Annotated in this window: 18 protein-coding genes; 4 read left to right on the top strand and 14 right to left on the bottom strand. The window is 37.8% G+C overall.

Going from position 1 to position 17,950, the window contains the following annotated elements; genetic code table 11:
- Positions 1 to 3: 3 nt before the first annotated feature.
- The 9 genes from xerC to A1D26_RS01670 all read right to left on the bottom strand — a co-directional run bounded on the left by xerC (position 4) and on the right by A1D26_RS01670 (position 6,328).
- A complete protein-coding gene (gene xerC, locus A1D26_RS01710) occupies positions 4 to 912 on the bottom strand; it encodes a tyrosine recombinase XerC (RefSeq protein ID WP_157402381.1) in 909 nt (302 codons plus the stop codon).
- A gap of 132 nt (positions 913 to 1,044) precedes the next feature.
- A complete protein-coding gene (gene hutZ / locus A1D26_RS01705; protein ID WP_157402380.1) occupies positions 1,045 to 1,575 on the bottom strand; it encodes a heme utilization protein HutZ in 531 nt (176 codons plus the stop codon).
- An 11-nt stretch (positions 1,576 to 1,586) separates the two neighbouring features.
- The gene (hutX, locus tag A1D26_RS01700; protein ID WP_157402379.1) at positions 1,587 to 2,081 is read right to left on the bottom strand and encodes a heme utilization cystosolic carrier protein HutX; all 495 of its coding nucleotides are present in this window, start codon (positions 2,079 to 2,081) and stop codon (positions 1,587 to 1,589) included.
- A 152-nt stretch (positions 2,082 to 2,233) separates the two neighbouring features.
- Entirely contained in the window at positions 2,234 to 2,857 is a 624-nt protein-coding gene (gene nudF / locus A1D26_RS01695; protein WP_157402378.1) for an ADP-ribose diphosphatase, read from the bottom strand.
- A gap of 8 nt (positions 2,858 to 2,865) precedes the next feature.
- On the bottom strand, positions 2,866 to 3,285 hold the full coding sequence (gene psiE / locus A1D26_RS01690) for a phosphate-starvation-inducible protein PsiE (protein WP_157402377.1): 420 nt from the start codon (positions 3,283 to 3,285) through the stop codon (positions 2,866 to 2,868).
- Positions 3,273 to 4,031, bottom strand: coding sequence for a 4'-phosphopantetheinyl transferase family protein (locus A1D26_RS01685; RefSeq protein ID WP_157402376.1), 759 nt, complete (start codon positions 4,029 to 4,031; stop codon positions 3,273 to 3,275). Before A1D26_RS01685 ends, psiE begins: the two co-directional genes overlap by 13 nt.
- Positions 4,032 to 4,035: 4 nt before the next feature.
- Positions 4,036 to 4,593, bottom strand: coding sequence for a DNA-3-methyladenine glycosylase I (locus A1D26_RS01680; protein WP_157402375.1), 558 nt, complete (start codon positions 4,591 to 4,593; stop codon positions 4,036 to 4,038).
- Positions 4,594 to 4,708: 115 nt separating this feature from the next.
- Positions 4,709 to 5,617: a glycine--tRNA ligase subunit alpha gene (gene glyQ / locus A1D26_RS01675; RefSeq protein WP_157402374.1), complete on the bottom strand. Its 909-nt coding sequence runs from the start codon at positions 5,615 to 5,617 to the stop codon at positions 4,709 to 4,711.
- Between the two features lie 144 nt (positions 5,618 to 5,761).
- Positions 5,762 to 6,328: a biotin transporter BioY gene (locus A1D26_RS01670; RefSeq protein ID WP_157402373.1), complete on the bottom strand. Its 567-nt coding sequence runs from the start codon at positions 6,326 to 6,328 to the stop codon at positions 5,762 to 5,764.
- Positions 6,329 to 6,405: 77 nt separating this feature from the next.
- On the opposite strand from A1D26_RS01670, the gene A1D26_RS01665 reads away from it, so the two are divergent.
- Positions 6,406 to 7,161 (top strand): BPL-N domain-containing protein, encoded by a 756-nt coding sequence (locus A1D26_RS01665; protein WP_157402372.1) that lies wholly within the window; start codon positions 6,406 to 6,408, stop codon positions 7,159 to 7,161.
- A 44-nt stretch (positions 7,162 to 7,205) separates the two neighbouring features.
- On the opposite strand, the gene A1D26_RS01660 is transcribed toward A1D26_RS01665, so the two are convergent.
- Positions 7,206 to 8,765 (bottom strand): AbgT family transporter, encoded by a 1,560-nt coding sequence (locus tag A1D26_RS01660; RefSeq protein WP_157402371.1) that lies wholly within the window; start codon positions 8,763 to 8,765, stop codon positions 7,206 to 7,208.
- Between the two features lie 160 nt (positions 8,766 to 8,925).
- On the opposite strand from A1D26_RS01660, the gene A1D26_RS01655 reads away from it, so the two are divergent.
- Entirely contained in the window at positions 8,926 to 10,137 is a 1,212-nt protein-coding gene (locus A1D26_RS01655) for a ribosomal protein uL16 3-hydroxylase (RefSeq protein WP_157402370.1), read from the top strand.
- 299 nt (positions 10,138 to 10,436) lie between these two features.
- Here A1D26_RS01655 and ubiD read toward each other — a convergent pair whose 3' ends face one another.
- From ubiD to tnaC, 4 genes are all read right to left on the bottom strand, one after another.
- Positions 10,437 to 11,900 (bottom strand): 4-hydroxy-3-polyprenylbenzoate decarboxylase, encoded by a 1,464-nt coding sequence (gene ubiD / locus A1D26_RS01650; RefSeq protein WP_157402369.1) that lies wholly within the window; start codon positions 11,898 to 11,900, stop codon positions 10,437 to 10,439.
- A gap of 161 nt (positions 11,901 to 12,061) precedes the next feature.
- Positions 12,062 to 13,288, bottom strand: coding sequence for an aromatic amino acid transporter (locus tag A1D26_RS01645; RefSeq protein WP_157402368.1), 1,227 nt, complete (start codon positions 13,286 to 13,288; stop codon positions 12,062 to 12,064).
- 66 nt (positions 13,289 to 13,354) lie between these two features.
- Positions 13,355 to 14,770, bottom strand: a complete 1,416-nt coding sequence (gene tnaA, locus A1D26_RS01640; RefSeq protein ID WP_157402367.1) for a tryptophanase — start codon at positions 14,768 to 14,770, stop codon at positions 13,355 to 13,357.
- Positions 14,771 to 14,888: 118 nt separating this feature from the next.
- Positions 14,889 to 14,969: a tryptophanase leader peptide gene (gene tnaC, locus A1D26_RS09740; RefSeq protein WP_157402432.1), complete on the bottom strand. Its 81-nt coding sequence runs from the start codon at positions 14,967 to 14,969 to the stop codon at positions 14,889 to 14,891.
- A gap of 358 nt (positions 14,970 to 15,327) precedes the next feature.
- Between tnaC and znuA the strand changes: the two genes are divergently transcribed.
- Together znuA and A1D26_RS01625 are read left to right on the top strand one after the other, a co-directional pair.
- Positions 15,328 to 16,287 (top strand): zinc ABC transporter substrate-binding protein ZnuA, encoded by a 960-nt coding sequence (gene znuA, locus A1D26_RS01630; RefSeq protein WP_157402366.1) that lies wholly within the window; start codon positions 15,328 to 15,330, stop codon positions 16,285 to 16,287.
- 700 nt (positions 16,288 to 16,987) lie between these two features.
- Positions 16,988 to 17,929: a helix-turn-helix transcriptional regulator gene (locus tag A1D26_RS01625; protein WP_394370206.1), complete on the top strand. Its 942-nt coding sequence runs from the start codon at positions 16,988 to 16,990 to the stop codon at positions 17,927 to 17,929.
- Positions 17,930 to 17,950: the final 21 nt, after the last annotated feature.

Below are 17,950 nucleotides of genomic sequence, written 5' to 3'. Positions count from 1 at the left end.
GTATTATTCATTTCTTTTACGCTTCGCTCTTGGGTGAGCGGAGTCGTAAATTTTAGCAAGATGTTGAAAATCTAAGTGAGTATAAATTTGGGTTGTAGATAAGTTGCTGTGTCCAAGCAATTCTTGCACCGCTCTCAAGTCAGAGCTTGCTTCTAACATATGTGTTGCAAAGGAATGGCGGAGCTTATGTGGGTTTAAATGAGTCGTTAGCCCCTGTTTTTTCCCCCATTTTTCCATTGCCAGTTGAATGGAGCGATGAGATAAACGCCCACCACGTTGATTTAAGAAGACAGCATTATCTTTAGGTTGAAAAGCCGCTCTCACTGCAAGCCATTGTTGTATTGCCTCAATCGCTTTAGCACCCATTGGGACAATCCGTTCTTTATTACGTTTTCCCAGAACCTTCACTTCTCCGACTTGTAAATCCATATCGCTTAAATTTAACCCTTGTAACTCAGATAGGCGTAAACCCGAGCTATACATCAGTTCCATCATTGCCAAATCTCGCAAGTCAAGCGGTTCGTTACTCTCAATATTTAGCAACTGTGTTACCTGTTCGGCATCGATATTTTTTGGTAAATGTTTATTTGTCTTTGGTGCTTTAATACCAATCGCATTATTCGTTTTTAGCTCTCCTTTACGCACCAAAAAAGCGAGAAATTGTCTTAGTGCAACTAGCCTTAGTCCGATACTTTTGGCGCTTAACCCTTTTTTATGGCTCTCACTCAATACCCAGCGAATAACCGAAACATCAACATCCTGCCATTCAGTAATCTGTTGGTTAGCTAATAATTCACAAATAGCGGTGAGTTGGCGTTGGTAATTTGCTAATGTGTGTGCACTTGCTTGCTTTTCGATACGCAGAAAATCCCAGTACGTTTGAGTATGTGTATAAAGTGAATGGCTAGACATTATAAAGAGATATAGTGAACAATAATGAGAATAAAATTAAATGGAAAGTAGGTTGTTGGCAAGAAAAAAGTGATAAGAAATCTCGTCTTAAAAATAGCAATATCAATATTTTTAAGACGAGTGAATCAGTCATTAACCGTGAGCGTTCTCTTGACGGTGACCTTCATCTAAATGAACAAAGTTCACTAAATCATCGGTACTTACTTGGAAAGCTTTACCAAAACCTTTTACAAATAAGCCTTGTTCAGGTTTAAAGCAAAATAGGTTGAAGTCTTCCATTTTGGATAAATCCGCTACAATATCTCCATGACGAGCTTGCAGAGCAGCAACTGCACTTTCCCATTCTGCAGAATGACGAGCTAACACACGAGCTGTTGCATCAAAAGTCAAACGGCGACGAGCATAAATTTCACGAGTTTTACTTTCGTCATCAATTAACATTAACGATACTTTTGGCACTTCTTGCAAATTACGAGCGTGACGTGCAATCGTTGAGATTAGCACCTGATATTCGCCATTGTTGATCACAAATGGTGCATAACTAACATTTGGTGTACCATCTTTGTCTACAGTCGCAAGCACAATCGTTTTAGTTTGTTGTTTGAGTTCTTGGATCTCTGGACCTAAACGATTTTGTAGTACTTCCTGACGATTGGTTGTCATATTGTCCCCTTTTATTTAAATGATTTGAATAGTTCAACTTGTTCTGGGAAGAGCTGACGCTTCTCATCTCGACCTAAGTAAATCTTAAAGATAGTTTGCCCGTTATGCGCAATAAATGCGATGTTATAGCTTTCTTTACCACGGAATGGCAAGCTTACAAAAGCAATTTGAGCAATGTTATCTAGTTTTAAATGCCCATGAATTGCCCCTTCATCATCCTTCATATTTAGGTTGTAATAACCACGCCCAATAATTCCACTTGGGAAACGATCTTTAATTTCAAAGATCGATCCTTCTTTTTCAATAATGGTGGTAAAAATTCCCCAATTACTTACCGCTTGTAAAATTTCTTCCGCACGTTCTGCAGGAAATACACGAACAAATTCTTCAGGTAATGCTACTAATACATTACCTTCAGGCGTGTTTAACTTGTCCGCAATTTCAAGGGTGATAAGGTTTGGTTCTTGAGCTAATAATTCAGCCACTTGTTGTTTGAGAGATGACATATTCTGGTACCCTTAATAGTTTTGATAGTAATTATCAATTATATTTTTTTTGCTTGAGTATGCAAGAAAAATCCATATTTTGTCTGCTATAAACATAAACCTAAAATGCCTATTTAAATAAAATAGATATTCCAACTTTTAACAAGATCAAATTATACCGCTTTTTGAATGTATTTATGATAATTCAACTGCAACCACTGCAAGCCAACAACGGCAATAACATTATCTATTTTACCTTGCTCAACCCATTGATAGGCTTGCTTTCGACTAACGACGTGAACAAGAATATCTTCGTTTTCTTCTTCTAGCCCATATACACCGCCGACCTGTGAGCTATCCACCAACCCTAAGAAAATATGTAAGCGTTCTACCGTTCCACCTGGGCTATCCCATACACTGACTGCGTGCTGTAAATTGCTTACGGTCAAACCCGCTTCTTCTTGGCTTTCTCGAATAGCTACTTCTTCAGGCGATTCGTCAGTATCAACCATTCCTGCGATAAGTTCGACCAACCAAGGCGATTGTGAGCTATTTGGATCATAAGCCCCGATCCGCACTTGCTCAACCAATACAACACTGTCTCGTACAGGATCGTAAGCGATTACTGCTGATGCAGCCCCTTTAATCAATAATTCACGAACAACTTCGCCACTCATTCCTCCTGAAAATAATTTGTGTCGAAAGAACATTTTCTTAAGTTCAAAATGCCCTTTATAAACTGTTTCTTCGCGGATGATCTGTAAATCTTGTTGTGAAAATTGGTGAATTTGGCTCATATTTTTCCTTAACTTTTACGTAAGCGATCAGAATGTACAAAATATAATGCGATGACCATCACTAATATCGCAAGTGCAAATAATAATGTGTGCATTGCATTAGAATGATCAACAATAATTAACCTGACCATTGCGGTAATGCCGATATATAAAAAATAGCGTAATGGAAAATGGTAATTATATTTAAAATATTGAACTATTAGCGCAAGAAATTCAAAATAGAGAAAGAAGATAACAATCTTCTCAACAACTTGGAATTTCTCACTATGGTGTAATAATAAATCGATTAACGAATAAGCTTCAGAAAATAAAGCATAAGATAGAATAAGACCAGCAGCTAATAATGAAATATTTAATAACCATTGAAATCCTTCTGAAACTAATTTTCCAAAATGAGAGTGTTGTCCTTCAAAATTTATTTTTGGCATAGCGAATGATTAACTTGATAGATAATAGGGTTTAAATTTTCAATTAAATGAAGTTGCCCATTTTCCCATTGATAAATAGGCGGTAATGATAGCATAAATTCAGGTTGCTCAAAGAAATAAGCGAGATAAAAAGGTAACTGATCATAAAAGCATAGCTGACCTTTCGGACAATAAGCTGATGTAATCCTTTGCTTACTTAATGAATGCTGCACTTCAGAAAGTTTAATAATTCCTACGCCTTGTGATTTTAAGATAGCTTCTCGCAGGCACCAACTCAAATAAAAACGAGAAATAAGCGGTTGGATTTGCGGCAAAATTTGCGTATCCTGAATTTCAGTAATCTCTTGCTCACTGGCATAGTATTTCAATAATTCATTATAACGGCGTGTTTTTTGTGGGTGTTCAATATCAATCCCAACTACTCGCTTTATCCTATGATCCGATAGAATAATCGCAACCCATTCCCCTGAATGAGAAATATTAAAATCTACTTCACTATTAGGAATATATGGGCGACCACTATCGGTTTTCTGAATGTTATTTAATAATGTTAAATCAAGATTATGTTTTTGAAATGCCTTATATAATAGAAAATCGGCCATTTTACGACTTTTCCATTTATTTAAAAGGCGTTCAGAGAAATGAGAGATATTATTTTCTTGCCATTTTTCACTATTAAAAAATTGATTAGGAATAAATTCCTGATTATGTGCAAATAAAATAGAGAAGCGGTTAGTTTTGTGCATTTTTTTACAATTTCGTTTTACAAAAACAGTGGTTTAGATGGTCATCAACTAATCCCATTGATTGCATAAAAGCATAGCAAGTCGTTTCCCCAACAAAAACAAATCCTTTTTTCTTCAAGGCTTTAGACATTGCTTTAGAAATGTCTGTTTTAGCAGGTACATCACTTAAATCAGTGATATTATTGACTTGTGGTTTGCCATTAACAAATGACCAAATAAATTGGCTAAAATCTTCGCCTTCCGCTTGCATTGCAAGATAAGCCTTTGAATTACGAATAATTGCTGCTAATTTTGCTCGGTGGCGGATTAAGCCTTGGTTTTCCATTAAACGATTAAGATCATTCTCACTCATTTGAGCGATCTTTTGGGGATCGAATTGATAAAATGCAGATCGATAATGTTCTCGCTTTTTCAACACTGTAATCCAAGAAAGCCCTGCTTGTTGGCCTTCTAAGCAGATCTTTTCAAACAACTTCTGACTATTAAATTCAGGTTTTCCCCATTCGTGATCGTGATAATCAATATAAATTTGACTATCTCCAACCCAATCACAACGCACCATTTGTAACTTCTCTAAAAGTAACTAACATCTAGCCCAAATAATTTCCCCAACAACCGTAATAACATTGATTAGGGTTGATGGGGAAGTCTCTAAGGGCTATATGCTTGAATAATTACTACTTCTTACATCCTGGGAACCCTAAGGCCTCACGACTTGCATAATAAGCTTCCGCCACGCCTTTAGTTAATGCTCGAATGCGTAAAATATAACGTTGGCGTTCGGTTACAGAAATTGCTTTGCGAGCGTCTAATAAGTTAAAGCTATGTGCAGCTTTTAAAATACGTTCATACGCTGGCAATGGTAGCGGTTTTTCTAAATCCAATAAGTATTGCGCTTCTTTTTCATACTGCTCAAAACATTTGAATAAGAAATCAACATCAGCATATTCAAAGTTATAAGTGGACTGCTCGACTTCGTTTTGGTGGAATACATCGCCATAAGTGGTGATACCCAATGGACCATCCGACCAAACAAGATCATACACACTATCGACACCTTGAATGTACATTGCCAAACGCTCTAAACCATAGGTAATTTCGCCCGTTACAGGTTTACATTCTAAACCGCCAACTTGTTGGAAATAAGTAAACTGGGTCACTTCCATGCCGTTAAGCCACACTTCCCAACCTAAGCCCCACGCCCCTAACGTTGGGTTTTCCCAGTTATCTTCTACAAAACGAATGTCATTTTGAGTTGGGTCGAAACCTAGCATTTTTAGGCTATCTAAATAGAGTTCTTGAATATTATCTGGAGAAGGTTTAATCACCACTTGGAATTGATAATAATGCTGTAAGCGGTTTGGGTTTTCACCATAGCGACCATCGGTTGGACGGCGTGAAGGTTGCACATAAGCAAACGCCATTGGCTCTGGCCCTAATGCACGCAAGCAAGTCATTGGGTGAGACGTTCCCGCCCCTACTTCCATATCGAAAGGTTGTACAACGGTTGCCCCTTGACTTGCCCAGTAATCTTGTAAGGCAAGAATCATACCTTGGAAGGTTTTCACATTAAATTTTGCTGACATTGTGATTCCTATTGATAAATTCAGTTAAAAATGTTGGCTATTATAGCGGTAAGCGGTGAGAACGTGGGAATTTTTTGCAAAATTTATTAAGAAAAAACCTTGCAAGTTGCAAGGTCTAAAATAAGTTGATTTAAAATCAAACATCTACAATTTTGAGAAGAATTTATAGGATGGAATGACTAACAAGCTCGCAAGCACAGCTTTAATTACACCACCAATGATGAACGGATATAAACCAAAGGCTAATACTTTATCCGCAGGTACAAAGAACGATAATTGTGCTAGTCCAAATACAAAGGTAATTACTGTTGCAAGTAAGGCAACGGCAACACTTTTCCAGAATGAGCTTAATACACCTTTGTCGCTAAAGTATCCAAGTACATAAGCTGTTGGCACGAAACCAATCAAATAACCACCTGTAGCCCCTAATAAGGTTTGGAAGCCAGAGGAAGCATTCGCAAAAACAGGTAAGCCAATTGCACCTTCAAACAAGTAAAGTAACACTGCTGATACTGCCGCTTTTCGTCCTAATGCAAAACCGACAACGGTTAATGCGAGAGTCTGTCCCGTAATTGGTACGGGATACATCGGCACTGAAATTTGAGCAAAAATAGCAATTAAATTTGCACCAATTACGGTTTTCAGAATAAAAGCAAAAGCACGGTTAGCTTCTAACCATCTTTTAGTTTGGGTTAATTGTGCTGTGAACATAGGTTCTCCTTGGGTGAATAACACAAGCGGATTATACTGAAAAGCATTTCATGAAGTAAAACAAAATAGGAGTCATTGTGGTAAAACCAGTCTATATTTACTCTGATGAAGGCACTAGTGAGGTTGGAGTGAAATCGCTACAACTTGCTATACCACAGAAATTGGGGTATTCGGCTCATTTGATTAAGGCTGAACAACTAATTCAGCAAGGATTGGAAGATGCTGCTGCATTCATTATACCTGGGGGAGCAGATCTGCCTTATTGTGCCAAATTAAATGGTGTTGGTAATCAGTTAATTCGGGCGTTTATTGAGAAAGGGGGATTATATATTGGTATTTGTGCAGGTGCATATTATGCCTGTAAGCAACTAGAATTTATTGGGCAAGATTATAAGGTATTCGGTGATAGGGAGCTGTCGTTATTTAATGGCGTGGCTATCGGCTCTTTGCCTGATTTAACCCAACAGCATTACTATGATGAAAGTGTAACATCTAAAGCAATGGTTGAAATCACCTTGGCAAATCAACAAAGTAAGCCATTCTATTATCACGGTGGAGCAACATTTGTAGCGCCATCGGATTCCACTCATCAAGTTCTTGGCTATTATTCGCAACAACGCCCTGCGATTATTTATGGCACATTAGGCAAGGGGCATTATTTATTATCTGGCGTGCATTTCGAGCTACAAGCAAGTATTTATCAAGAGTACGTGGTTGCTAATACGAAAAGTTTATCTGAAAAGATCAAAGAACAACAGATTATGCAACAACTAACATTTGATTATGGCGAGACTGTTTGGGAAAAAATAAGAGAGATATTGATGAGAAAATAAAAATAGAGCAAGGTCAGTGCCTTGCTCTATCTCTTTAGTTAAATTTAGGGTGCTGGATAATAAGTGTGTGAACCTGGACCAACAGGTAAACCAAAGACAAAGACCCAAATATAGAACAACATTGTCCAACCAACAATAAAGATGAACGAATAAGGAATCATCATTGCCATTAGTGTTCCGACACCTGTATCTTTCTTATAACGAACCGCCACAGCCATAATTAAGCCAAAATAGCTCATCATTGGTGTAATGATGTTGGTTGTTGAATCGCCGATACGATATGCCGTTTGAATCACTTCTGGTGCATAACCGACTAACATTAACATTGGTACGAAAATAGGTGCAGTTAATGCCCATTGTGCAGATGCTGATGAAATCATCAAGTTAATAAAGGCACATACTAAAATAAAGCCGATAAATAGCGATGGTCCCGTTAAACCAAGTTTAGTCAGTAAATTAGCACCTTCTACCGCCACAATCGATCCTAAGTTTGTCCAACCAAAGAAAGCAACAAATTGTGCAGCAAAGAAAACAAGTACAATGTACATTCCCATTGAACTCATACTTGATGACATTGCTTTAACAACATCATTATTATTTTTCATGGAGCCAGTAACTCGACCATATACATAGCCTGGAATACCGAAGAAAATAAAGATAAAGACAACAATACCGTGTAAGAATGGCGAACCTGCAACTAACCCTGTTTTCGGATTACGCAAAATACCGTCTTCAGGCACAATAGACCAAGCTAACAATAACGAGAAAATAAGAGCGGTAATACCTGCCCAAACTAAGCCTTTTTTCTCTAATGGCGTTAATTTTTCCACTTTATTTTTCAAGATTTCAGCATCCGCTGCACTTGCAGGATCGTATTTGCCCAATTGTGGTTCTACAATTTTTTCTGTAACAAAATAACCTAGGAATGAAACCAAGAAAGTACTGATGAACATAAAATACCAGTTCGCTTCAGGGCCCACGACATAATTTGGATCTACCAATTTCGCAGCTTCTTGAGTAATACCAGAGAGCAATGGATCTACCGTCCCTAAAAGCAAGTTAGCACTATAACCACCAGAAACCCCAGCGAAAGCTGCAGCAAGACCAGCCAATGGGTGACGACCCAAAGCGTGGAAAATCATTGCAGCTAATGGAATGAGTACCACATAGCCTAATTCTGCGGCAGTATTAGAAATTACCCCAGCAAACACAACGGTAAAGGTAACTAATTTTTTCGGTGCACCGATCACTAAACCACGTAATCCAGCAGAAATTAGCCCGGATGCTTCTGCAATACCAACACCAAGCATTGCCACTAATACCGTACCTAAAGGTGCAAATCCTGTGAAGTTTTTCACCAAGCTACTTACCATATAACCAACACCTTCGGCACTTAGTAAGTTTTTCACTGCAATCGTACCGCTAGCATTTGGACGAGGATCTGGCACACTCACTCCCATTGAAGATAAAATGGCAGACACCACAACCAATATGACACACATCATCATAAATAAAATAATCGGATGTGGTAATAAGTTACCAAGCCACTCTACACCACCTAGAAAGCGTTGAATGGCGCTCTTTTTCTGCAAATTGTCTTGCATTAGACATTCTCCTTAGTTATAAAAAATCGGCGAATTATCACACAATATCAGCAAAAACAAAATATATGTAACATTTTTTTCACATCAAATTTATGAAAATTGAACCTTAGCGCCAAAATACGATACACTAACAAGCAAAAATAAAGCCTAGGAGTTTAAAATGAATATCCCATTCTGCTTACCTGAAAACATCAGCCCAGAAGACTTTTTGCAAAACTATTGGCAAAAAAAACCGCTTCTTATCCGTAATGGATTACCACAAATTGTTGGATTATTCGAACCACAAGATATTATTGAACTAGCCCAAGAAGAAGAGGTAACTTCTCGCTTAATTCAAACACAACAAAAAGCAGAAGGTGAAAAGTGGTCGCTTAAACGCAGTCCACTCTCTGCAGAAGATTTTGATAATTTACCAGAACAATGGTCTGTTCTTGTTCAAAATCTAGAACAATGGTCGCCAGAATTAGGGGCATTATGGCAGGCATTCAACTACATTCCGCAATGGCAACGTGATGATATTATGGTCTCCTATGCCCCAGAGGGTGGCTCAGTTGGCAGACATTACGATGAATATGATGTGTTTTTAGTGCAAGGCTACGGACACCGTCGATGGCAATTAGGTAAATGGTGTGATCCAAGTACTGAATTTAAACCTAACCAACCCATTCGTATCTTTGATGATATGGGCGAACTCATTTTTGATGAGATTTTGGCACCTGGCGATGTGCTATATGTACCATCTCGTTTATCTCACTACGGCGTTGCACAAGACGACTGTTTAACTTTCTCATTTGGATTACGCTATCCAAATGCAACCGATTTAATCGAAAATCTCTGTAAAACGATTGAGCATCAAGCAGAAACCTTACCAAGCTCACAATTCGCGATGCCATTCCGCTTATCGCCAAACGTCCAACCGAATGCGTTACTCGATCCAAAAATGGTTGCAACATTAAAAGCACAACTCATTGATTTATTAGCAAACTCAACACAATTCGATGCATTATTTACTCATAGCGTAGCCACTGCGGTAAGCTCACGCCGTTATGAACAACTAACCGAAGATAATGAATTTTATCCTGATGAAGTGCAAGAAGTATTGGAAGCAGGTGGGTTTATTCAACAAGATGCAAATGTAAAAATTCTTTATACCGAAAACCCATTGCGTGTTTATGTTAATGGTGAATGGATTGACGAATTAAATGACGCTGAAGCAAATTTACTGATCCGTATTGCTAACGGTGATGCAATTTCGTGGAATAAACTTGCATCAAAAGTGGAAAATCAAGATCAACTTGAATTATTACTCGATAGCCTATGCGACTGGCTAGACAGTGGTTGGGTGGTATTGGAAGAGAACGAGCAAGGATAATCCCTGTAAGTTCAACGAAAATTGATAGCACCAACCTGAACGTTGGTGCTTAAATTCCATATAGTGTCATGGACAAAAGTGTGGATTTTACTCATTCTTCTATCAAAACACAATGACAACCAAACTATTTGAACCTTCGTTTGAGCAAGTTCTATTGCCTATCATCGATTTACTTAACAGTGCCTTTAATAATTATCTTATGGCAATTTACGATTTCATCGAATAAAACGATTATCAGCACTTGTCAATGATCTAAAATACAATAATATCATCTTGCCTTTACCTTCTTATTTACACATTTAAATGCCTAATTCATTCCAAATTTCATCAATACGTTTAACCACATTCGGATCTTTTTCAATTGGGGTACCCCATTCTCGTTGGGTTTCTCCTGGCCATTTGTTTGTCGCATCTATCCCCATTTTTGAGCCTAGCCCTGCGATAGGGGAGGCAAAATCTAGGTAATCAATCGGGGTATTTTCGATAAGCGTTGTATCACGAGCAGGGTCGCAGCGAGTAGTAATTGCCCAAATGACATCTTTCCAATCTCGAGCATTCACATCATCATCGCAGACAATCACAAATTTGGTGTACATAAACTGACGTAAGAAGGACCAAACCCCCATCATTACGCGTTTAGCGTGTCCTGCATATTGCTTTTTAATCGTTACTACCGCTAAACGATATGAACACCCTTCAGGCGGTAAATAGAAATCCACAATTTCTGGGAACTGTTTTTGCAAAATAGGAATAAAGACTTCATTTAATGCTTCACCCAGTACCGCTGGTTCATCAGGTGGACGACCTGTGTAGGTAGAATGATAGATAGCATCACGTCGCATTGTGATATGGGTTACCGTAAATACAGGGAAATACTCTTGTTCATTATAGTAACCTGTATGATCACCATAAGGGCCTTCTAAAGCGGTTTCTTGTAAGTCGATATAACCTTCCAACACAATTTCCGCACTGGCTGGCACTTCCAAATCATTGCTGATGGATTTCACAACTTCGGTTTTATGTCCACGCAATAGCCCTGCAAATGCGTATTCGGAAAGAGTATCTGGAATAGGCGTAACTGCTGCCAAAATAGTTGCAGGATCTGTCCCTAATGCCACAGACACAGGGAACGGTTTATCAGGATTAGCCTCTTTCCATTCTTGAAAATCTAATGCTCCACCACGATGAGAAAGCCAACGCATAATCAATTTATTCTTCGCAATTAACTGTTGGCGGTAAATACCTAAATTAAGGCGTTTTTTATAAGGCCCTTGAGTAATCGTTAGCCCCCAAGTGACTAGAGGAGCAACATCGCCTTTCCAGCAGTGCATAATCGGCAGTTTGTAGAGATCAACATCCTCTCCCGATAACACGATCTGTTGGCAATCAGCTTTACTTAATACTTTACTTGGCATATTAAGTACTTGTTTCCATTGTGGAATTTGCCCGATTAAATCTTTAAATCCTTTTGGTGGCTCAGGTTCTTTCAAAAAGGCTAATAATTTACCTAGCTCTCGCAAAGCAAGTGTGCTTTCTTGCCCCATTCCCATTGCAACACGATCCGCTGTACCAAATAAATTGCATAGCACTGGCATATTAAACCCTTTCGGATTTTCAAACAGTAGTGCTGGACCGCCTTTACGCAGGGTGCGATCGGCAATTTCCGTCATTTCTAAATAAGGGTCAATTTCTTGAGTAATGCGCTTTAACTCGCCTTTTTGCTCAAGTACGGACAAAAATTCACGCAAATTTTTATATTTCATTATGTTGTTCCTGTATATCATCTTCGCCCTAAAATTTTGACTTTTTAGGGCGACAGAAGAGAAGATTTGAAACGCTATATTGTCGGTTTCTTTTATTGAACAAATCTAAAATTTGGAAGAGCGTGCATTCTAAACCTTGTTAATATAACTACACAAGCAGGCTAGCCCTTAAATGTCGGTAGCATATTAAACATTGCGAGGAAATGAAATAAAGCGGTCACAATACCAAATATAATTACCAATAAAATGGTTACAGAACCACCTCCAACAATGAAGCCAGATTTACCTTTTGCTAAGGTGCGAGATTTTCCAGCAAGCAAGGCTGGGATAGCACAAGCCCAAATGGTAGCCACTGCTCCCGCATAACCAATAGCTTTTAAAAAACCTAGCGGAAATAAGACCGATAAAATAAGCGGTGGTAAGAATGTGACAGCCCAAGATTTTGTGCGGCCTAATTTACTGTCATCGAATTTGAATAAGTCTGCCAGGAAGTCAAATACCCCCAGTCCAACACCAATAAAGGAAGAAAGTATCGCCGCAATAGAGAAAGCATTGATCGCTTGTTTTACAGTACTAGATTCAATCACGTTGCCTAACGCTTGCAATAGCACATCTAAGTTACCATCACTGGCAATAACTGGTGCAAATTGATTACGAGGTAAGTTGCCAAAAATAGACCATACCCAAAGTAAATATAGACTTAGTGCAATCATTGTGCCACCAAGAATAGCGAGTTTTGCTTTACGCTCTTCACCATAGTAAGCACGCATTGTTGCAACAGAGTGATGGTAACCAAAAGAGGTTAATGCGACAGGTAAAAGCCCCATTGCATACATTGCATAGTCGGCATCTACTGCTTGAGTGTCAAACAGTGTACCAATATCAATATTGGCGGTTAGCCCAAACACACTAAAGATAAATGACAATGCCATAAAAATAATTAGGATTACCGAAACTCTATCTACAATGCGAGTGGAATGCCATACAAAAAATGAAAAAAACAGCACAAAAATAATTGACCAAATGCGAGAATCTAACACCATAAAATTCCCCATTAGCTCACTTAAGATACCTCCAGATGCTGTGGTATAAGCATAAAGCAGGATGCCACCAACGAAATAAACGGACAAGTTATTAATAACATTGACTGTGTTGCCTAACAAACTTTTAGTTACGGTATTGAATGAGGCTCGTAAATCAAAATGTTTATAAGCTTCAAGCAGTAACCAGCCAGATAAGGTCATAACAACCATTGTTAAACAGATGATCAACGTTGACCAAATAGTCCAAGCGCCAGCACCGGATGTTGGTAAACCAAGCATACCTGCTCCTACGCATACACTCGCGATGATACAAGCACCACCAAAGATAGAGGGACTTTTTTTCATAGTAAATTTCCTTGTAATAAAGTAAAAAAAAGCCACCCATATTATTTTAAGGGTGGCTAATGTTTATTAAACTTCTTTTAAACGAGCGGTGAAGTGACGTAATACTTTTGGCTCATAAGTAAAGGTTAATCCTTTGATATTTTGAGCATTTTCCTTCACTTTTTTAAAGGCCTCAATAATAAAGTCCATATGAGTTTGTGTATAAGTCGCACGAGGAATTGTTAAACGTAATAGCTCCGCAGGGCAAGGTAATTGTTTGCCTGTCTTTGGATCACGACCAAGTAAGAATGAACCAATCTCAACGGCTCTGATCCCTGCAACCTTATATAGCTCACAAGCAAGCGCTTGAGCAGGGAATTGATCTGCTGGGATATGTGGTAATAATTTACCAGCATCAACGAAAGCTGCGTGTCCGCCAGGCTGTTGGCACACAACCCCGATATTTTCTAAACCTTTAACAAGATATTCAATTTGGTTGATACGATAAGCTAGCCAATCTTGGCGCATACCATCGCGTAAACCAACCGCTAAGCGCTCCATTGCACCGCCTTCTAATCCACCATAGGTTGGGAAGCCTTCTTGTACCACACAAATGGTACGACATTCGTTATACACATCTTCCATAGTACTATCTTTAAAGCACAATAATCCGCCCATTGGCACCATAGCATCTTTTTTGGCTGACATTGCTAGTGCATCGGCATATTTGTAGCTTTCGTAAGTGATTTGCTCAATTGTCCAATCTTTATATTCTGCTTCACGTTGCTGAATGAAATAAGCATTTTCTGCAAAACGAGCTGAATCCATAATGACAGGAATGTCATACTTACGAGCAATTTCATACATCGCTTTCATGTTTGCTAATGATACAGGCTGACCACCAGCAGAGTTACAAGTAATCGTACATACAATATAAGGAACGTTATTTGCACCTACTTCTAGGATGCCTTGCTCTAATTTCTCTAAATCAAAGTTACCTTTGAAATCATGATCCACGCCAGTGTCAAAAGCTTCTTTGATGTAGGTATTACGCACAGTTGCACCATTGATTTGGCTATGCCCTTGTGTGGTATCAAAGAAATAGTTAGAAAAAACCACCATTTTGCTACGATCTAAGCCTTTTTCTTGTTCACGTTTTTTAATTAAAACAGGAATGTAGATTTGTTCTGCACCGCGCCCTTGGTGAGTTGGTATTGTATATTCATAGCCAAAAATTTCTTTAACTGCATTAGCAAGAGCATAATAACTACGACTACCGCTGTAAGCTTCATCTCCGCGTAACATTGCTGCTTGCATATCTTGCGTGACTGCACCTGTACCACTATCAGTTAGTAAATCAATGAAAATGTCTTTGCTATCCAATAAAAAAGGGTTCATTCCCGCCTTTAAAATAGCCTCATCACGATATGCACGAGTTGTACGTTTTACAGGTTCAATAACACGAATACGAAATGGTTCTGGTAAATGTTTAAAGTTTTCCATAGTGGGATCCTCAAAAAATAAAAATGGTCAAAAAGCAAAAATAAGCCAAGAAGGCTATTGCTTAATTAAAAAAACAGATAGAGATAAGCAAAAATCAAATGCTTATTAATGGGGAGAGTTAATGCACTATGGGAAAATAAAAGGCAACGACTGGATCAATAATAATCCAAACTTGGTTGGGTGATAAGGTTGAAAACATAAGTAATCCTTCAGTTTATAAATGGAAGAAAACAATCTTTTATTGAGAATGTTTCTCAGCTATGTAAACTAACACCTGTATAAAAATTTGTCATCTATGATTTTTCAAATGTGTGAGAAATATCACAAAAAGATGTACTTTTATAACTCATAGTGTATTGGCTTATCACTTTAGTAATAAATTTAGACTAATATCATGCACATACTATATTTGTGGTTATACACTATTTTGTCTTTTGTGTGTAAGCGGTAAGATTACCGTAAAAATTTACCGCTTAAATAACCATAAAAAAATTATAGAAATATTATGGAATTCTGCTAAGATCTAAAGAATCAATGAACATACGGGAGACAATAAAATGTTTAAGAAAACAACGCTTAGCCTAGCTTTATTAGGTGCCACAACGATTGCAAATGCTGACGTCCTTACCACAGTAAAACCGCTAGGTTTTATCGCAAGTGCCATTACAGATGGCGTAACTAACACTCAAGTGCTATTACCAACCAGTGCTTCACCACACGATTACAGCTTGAAACCATCAGATGTTGAAAAATTACAATCTGCGAATTTAGTGGTGTGGGTTGGTGAAGAAATGGAATCTTTCTTAGAGAAAAGCGTGGATAACTTAGCGAAAGAAAAAGTGCTTACGCTTGAAGATGTTGAAGAAATCAAACATATCGTAGAACACACTAAAGAAGAGAAAGAAGAACATCACGACCACGATCATAAGCACGAACATAAACATGAGCATAAGCATGATCACAAACATGAACATAAGCATAATGGACACGACCATGATCACGATGAAGACTGGCATATTTGGCTCTCACCAGTAGCAAGTGAAAAAATTGCAGAACAGATTGCAATGCGTTTGAGCCAACAAATGCCTGAACAAAAAGCTAAAATTGAAGAAAACTTAGCGAATTTTAAAGTAGCATTAAATACAAAAAGTGCAGAAATTGCGAAACAATTTGAGAATGTGAAAGAAAAAGGTTACTACACTTTCCACGATGCTTATGGTTATTTTGAGAAAACCTACGGTTTAAATTCTTTAGGTTCATTTACTATCAATCCAACCATTGCACCAGGAGCCAAAACGCTAAACGCTATTAAGAAAAATATCGCCAAGAATAAAGCGGTTTGCTTATTTGCAGAACCACAATTTACGCCGAAAGTGATTGAAAGTTTGAGTAAAGGTACATCGGCAAAAGTAGGGCAATTAGATCCGCTTGGTGCAAAAGTTGAATTAGGAAAAGATGCCTACCCACAATTTTTACAATATCTGGCTGATCAATTTAGTGAATGTTTAGCTAAATAAGCTATCTTGAATTTGAAAGCACTTGCTAACAACAAGTGCTTTTTTATTTCCGTATTTTAACTTAACCAACAAAACTTTTCGCTTACTGCAGTTTTCATTAGGAAACACCATTTAAAATAGTAGGTAAATTTGATTCTATTACGAAATCAATATGAAAAATTCATTTTAGGTTTCGATTCACTACTTCTTTTGAACGGTGTGGGATATCTCTATTTTATTCAACTAAATAATTCACAAACTATCTAACGGAAACTCCGCAATATGTTGAGCTAAAAAAGTCTGTAATTGCGATTATATTCGGCTATATGCCAGTCCAAAATGCAACAAGGTTAAATCCGATCAATGCGTTGAGTCCTGGATAACTAGCGAACAAGCGATATATTTCCTTATTTTGTTTGCAAAAAATTCACATTATCACGCCATTTCTTAATACAAAAAAGACGAGATAAGGCGAATAATTCTAAATGGGGAATTGCCAGATTGGCTTTGCTTTTCCATACTTTATTAACATTAATGAGGCTGATGCATATATAAGTATTTGACTGATTAATTTCGTCTGGGCTGAGTAAAATCATTATTCTTTCACCCTCAAATAAGCTAAGATGATTGTAAATATTTGTAAGGTAACAAGTAGTATTTAAATTCCTTGCGAACACATTTTGAAATGTTGCATTTAGATTATAAATTCAATGAGTAAAAAATAATGAAGAATTTTACCGGACTTCAATTACAACTTGAGATATTACGCTTCATACCGAAAACTCGATTTATTACTTCGGATGAAATTTTGCAAAAGTTAAAAGATCTTGGTATTCAACGAGATTTAAGATCTATCCAACGACAAATGCAAAAACTTTGTGAACAATTTGATATTGAATGTGATATGCGAGATCGCCCCTATGGTTATCGTTGGAAACCGAACACTAAGGGGCTAGATTTACCCATTTTAAATGAGCAACAGTCGCTTGTTCTGATGTTGGCAAAACAATATCTCAAAGGTATTTTACCTGTCAGTATTATGAGTTCAATGGACGGCTTTTTTCAACAAGCAGAATATAATCTTGTTTATGATAGCCACAAAAAATCAGGGGCTGAATGGCTAGATAAAGTTGCCATTGCTCCAACCAGCCAGCCGCTTTTGCCTGCTCAAATTGAGCACTCTATTTTTAGGGAAATTAGTATCGCACTTTATAATAATTGCTTGCTTGAAGTACATTATCGCAATCAATCTGGTGTGGAACATTACGCTGAAGTTAAATCACTTGCCCTCGTACAACAAGGAGCAGCACAGTATCTGGTCGTGCAATATGTGGACGATAAAATCAGGCATCTTGCTTTACATCGTTTTATCAGTGCCAAAGCCACCACTTTTGTCTTTAAGCGTCCTGATTTCAATCTGAAACACTACCTTGCCGAACAACATTTTGGCTTTGGTGATGGTAAAAAGATCCGTTTTACTTTCCGCATTGCTAAACCTTCAGGGTTTCATTTAACAGAAACACCTTTGTCTGCCGATCAAAGTATTATTGATGAAGGCGAAACCTATCTTGTGAAAGCTACAGTAGTCGAAAGTGAAATGCTAAATTGGTGGATTGCGAAGTTTGGAGATGATTTGGAAGAAGTTAGTCGGGAAGTTATTTAATACGATACTATAGTTAATTAA

It is taken from the genome of Ursidibacter maritimus (assembly GCF_009761395.1).
Classification (GTDB): domain Bacteria; phylum Pseudomonadota; class Gammaproteobacteria; order Enterobacterales; family Pasteurellaceae; genus Ursidibacter; species Ursidibacter maritimus.
This window is presented reverse-complemented; position numbering and strand designations above follow the sequence as displayed.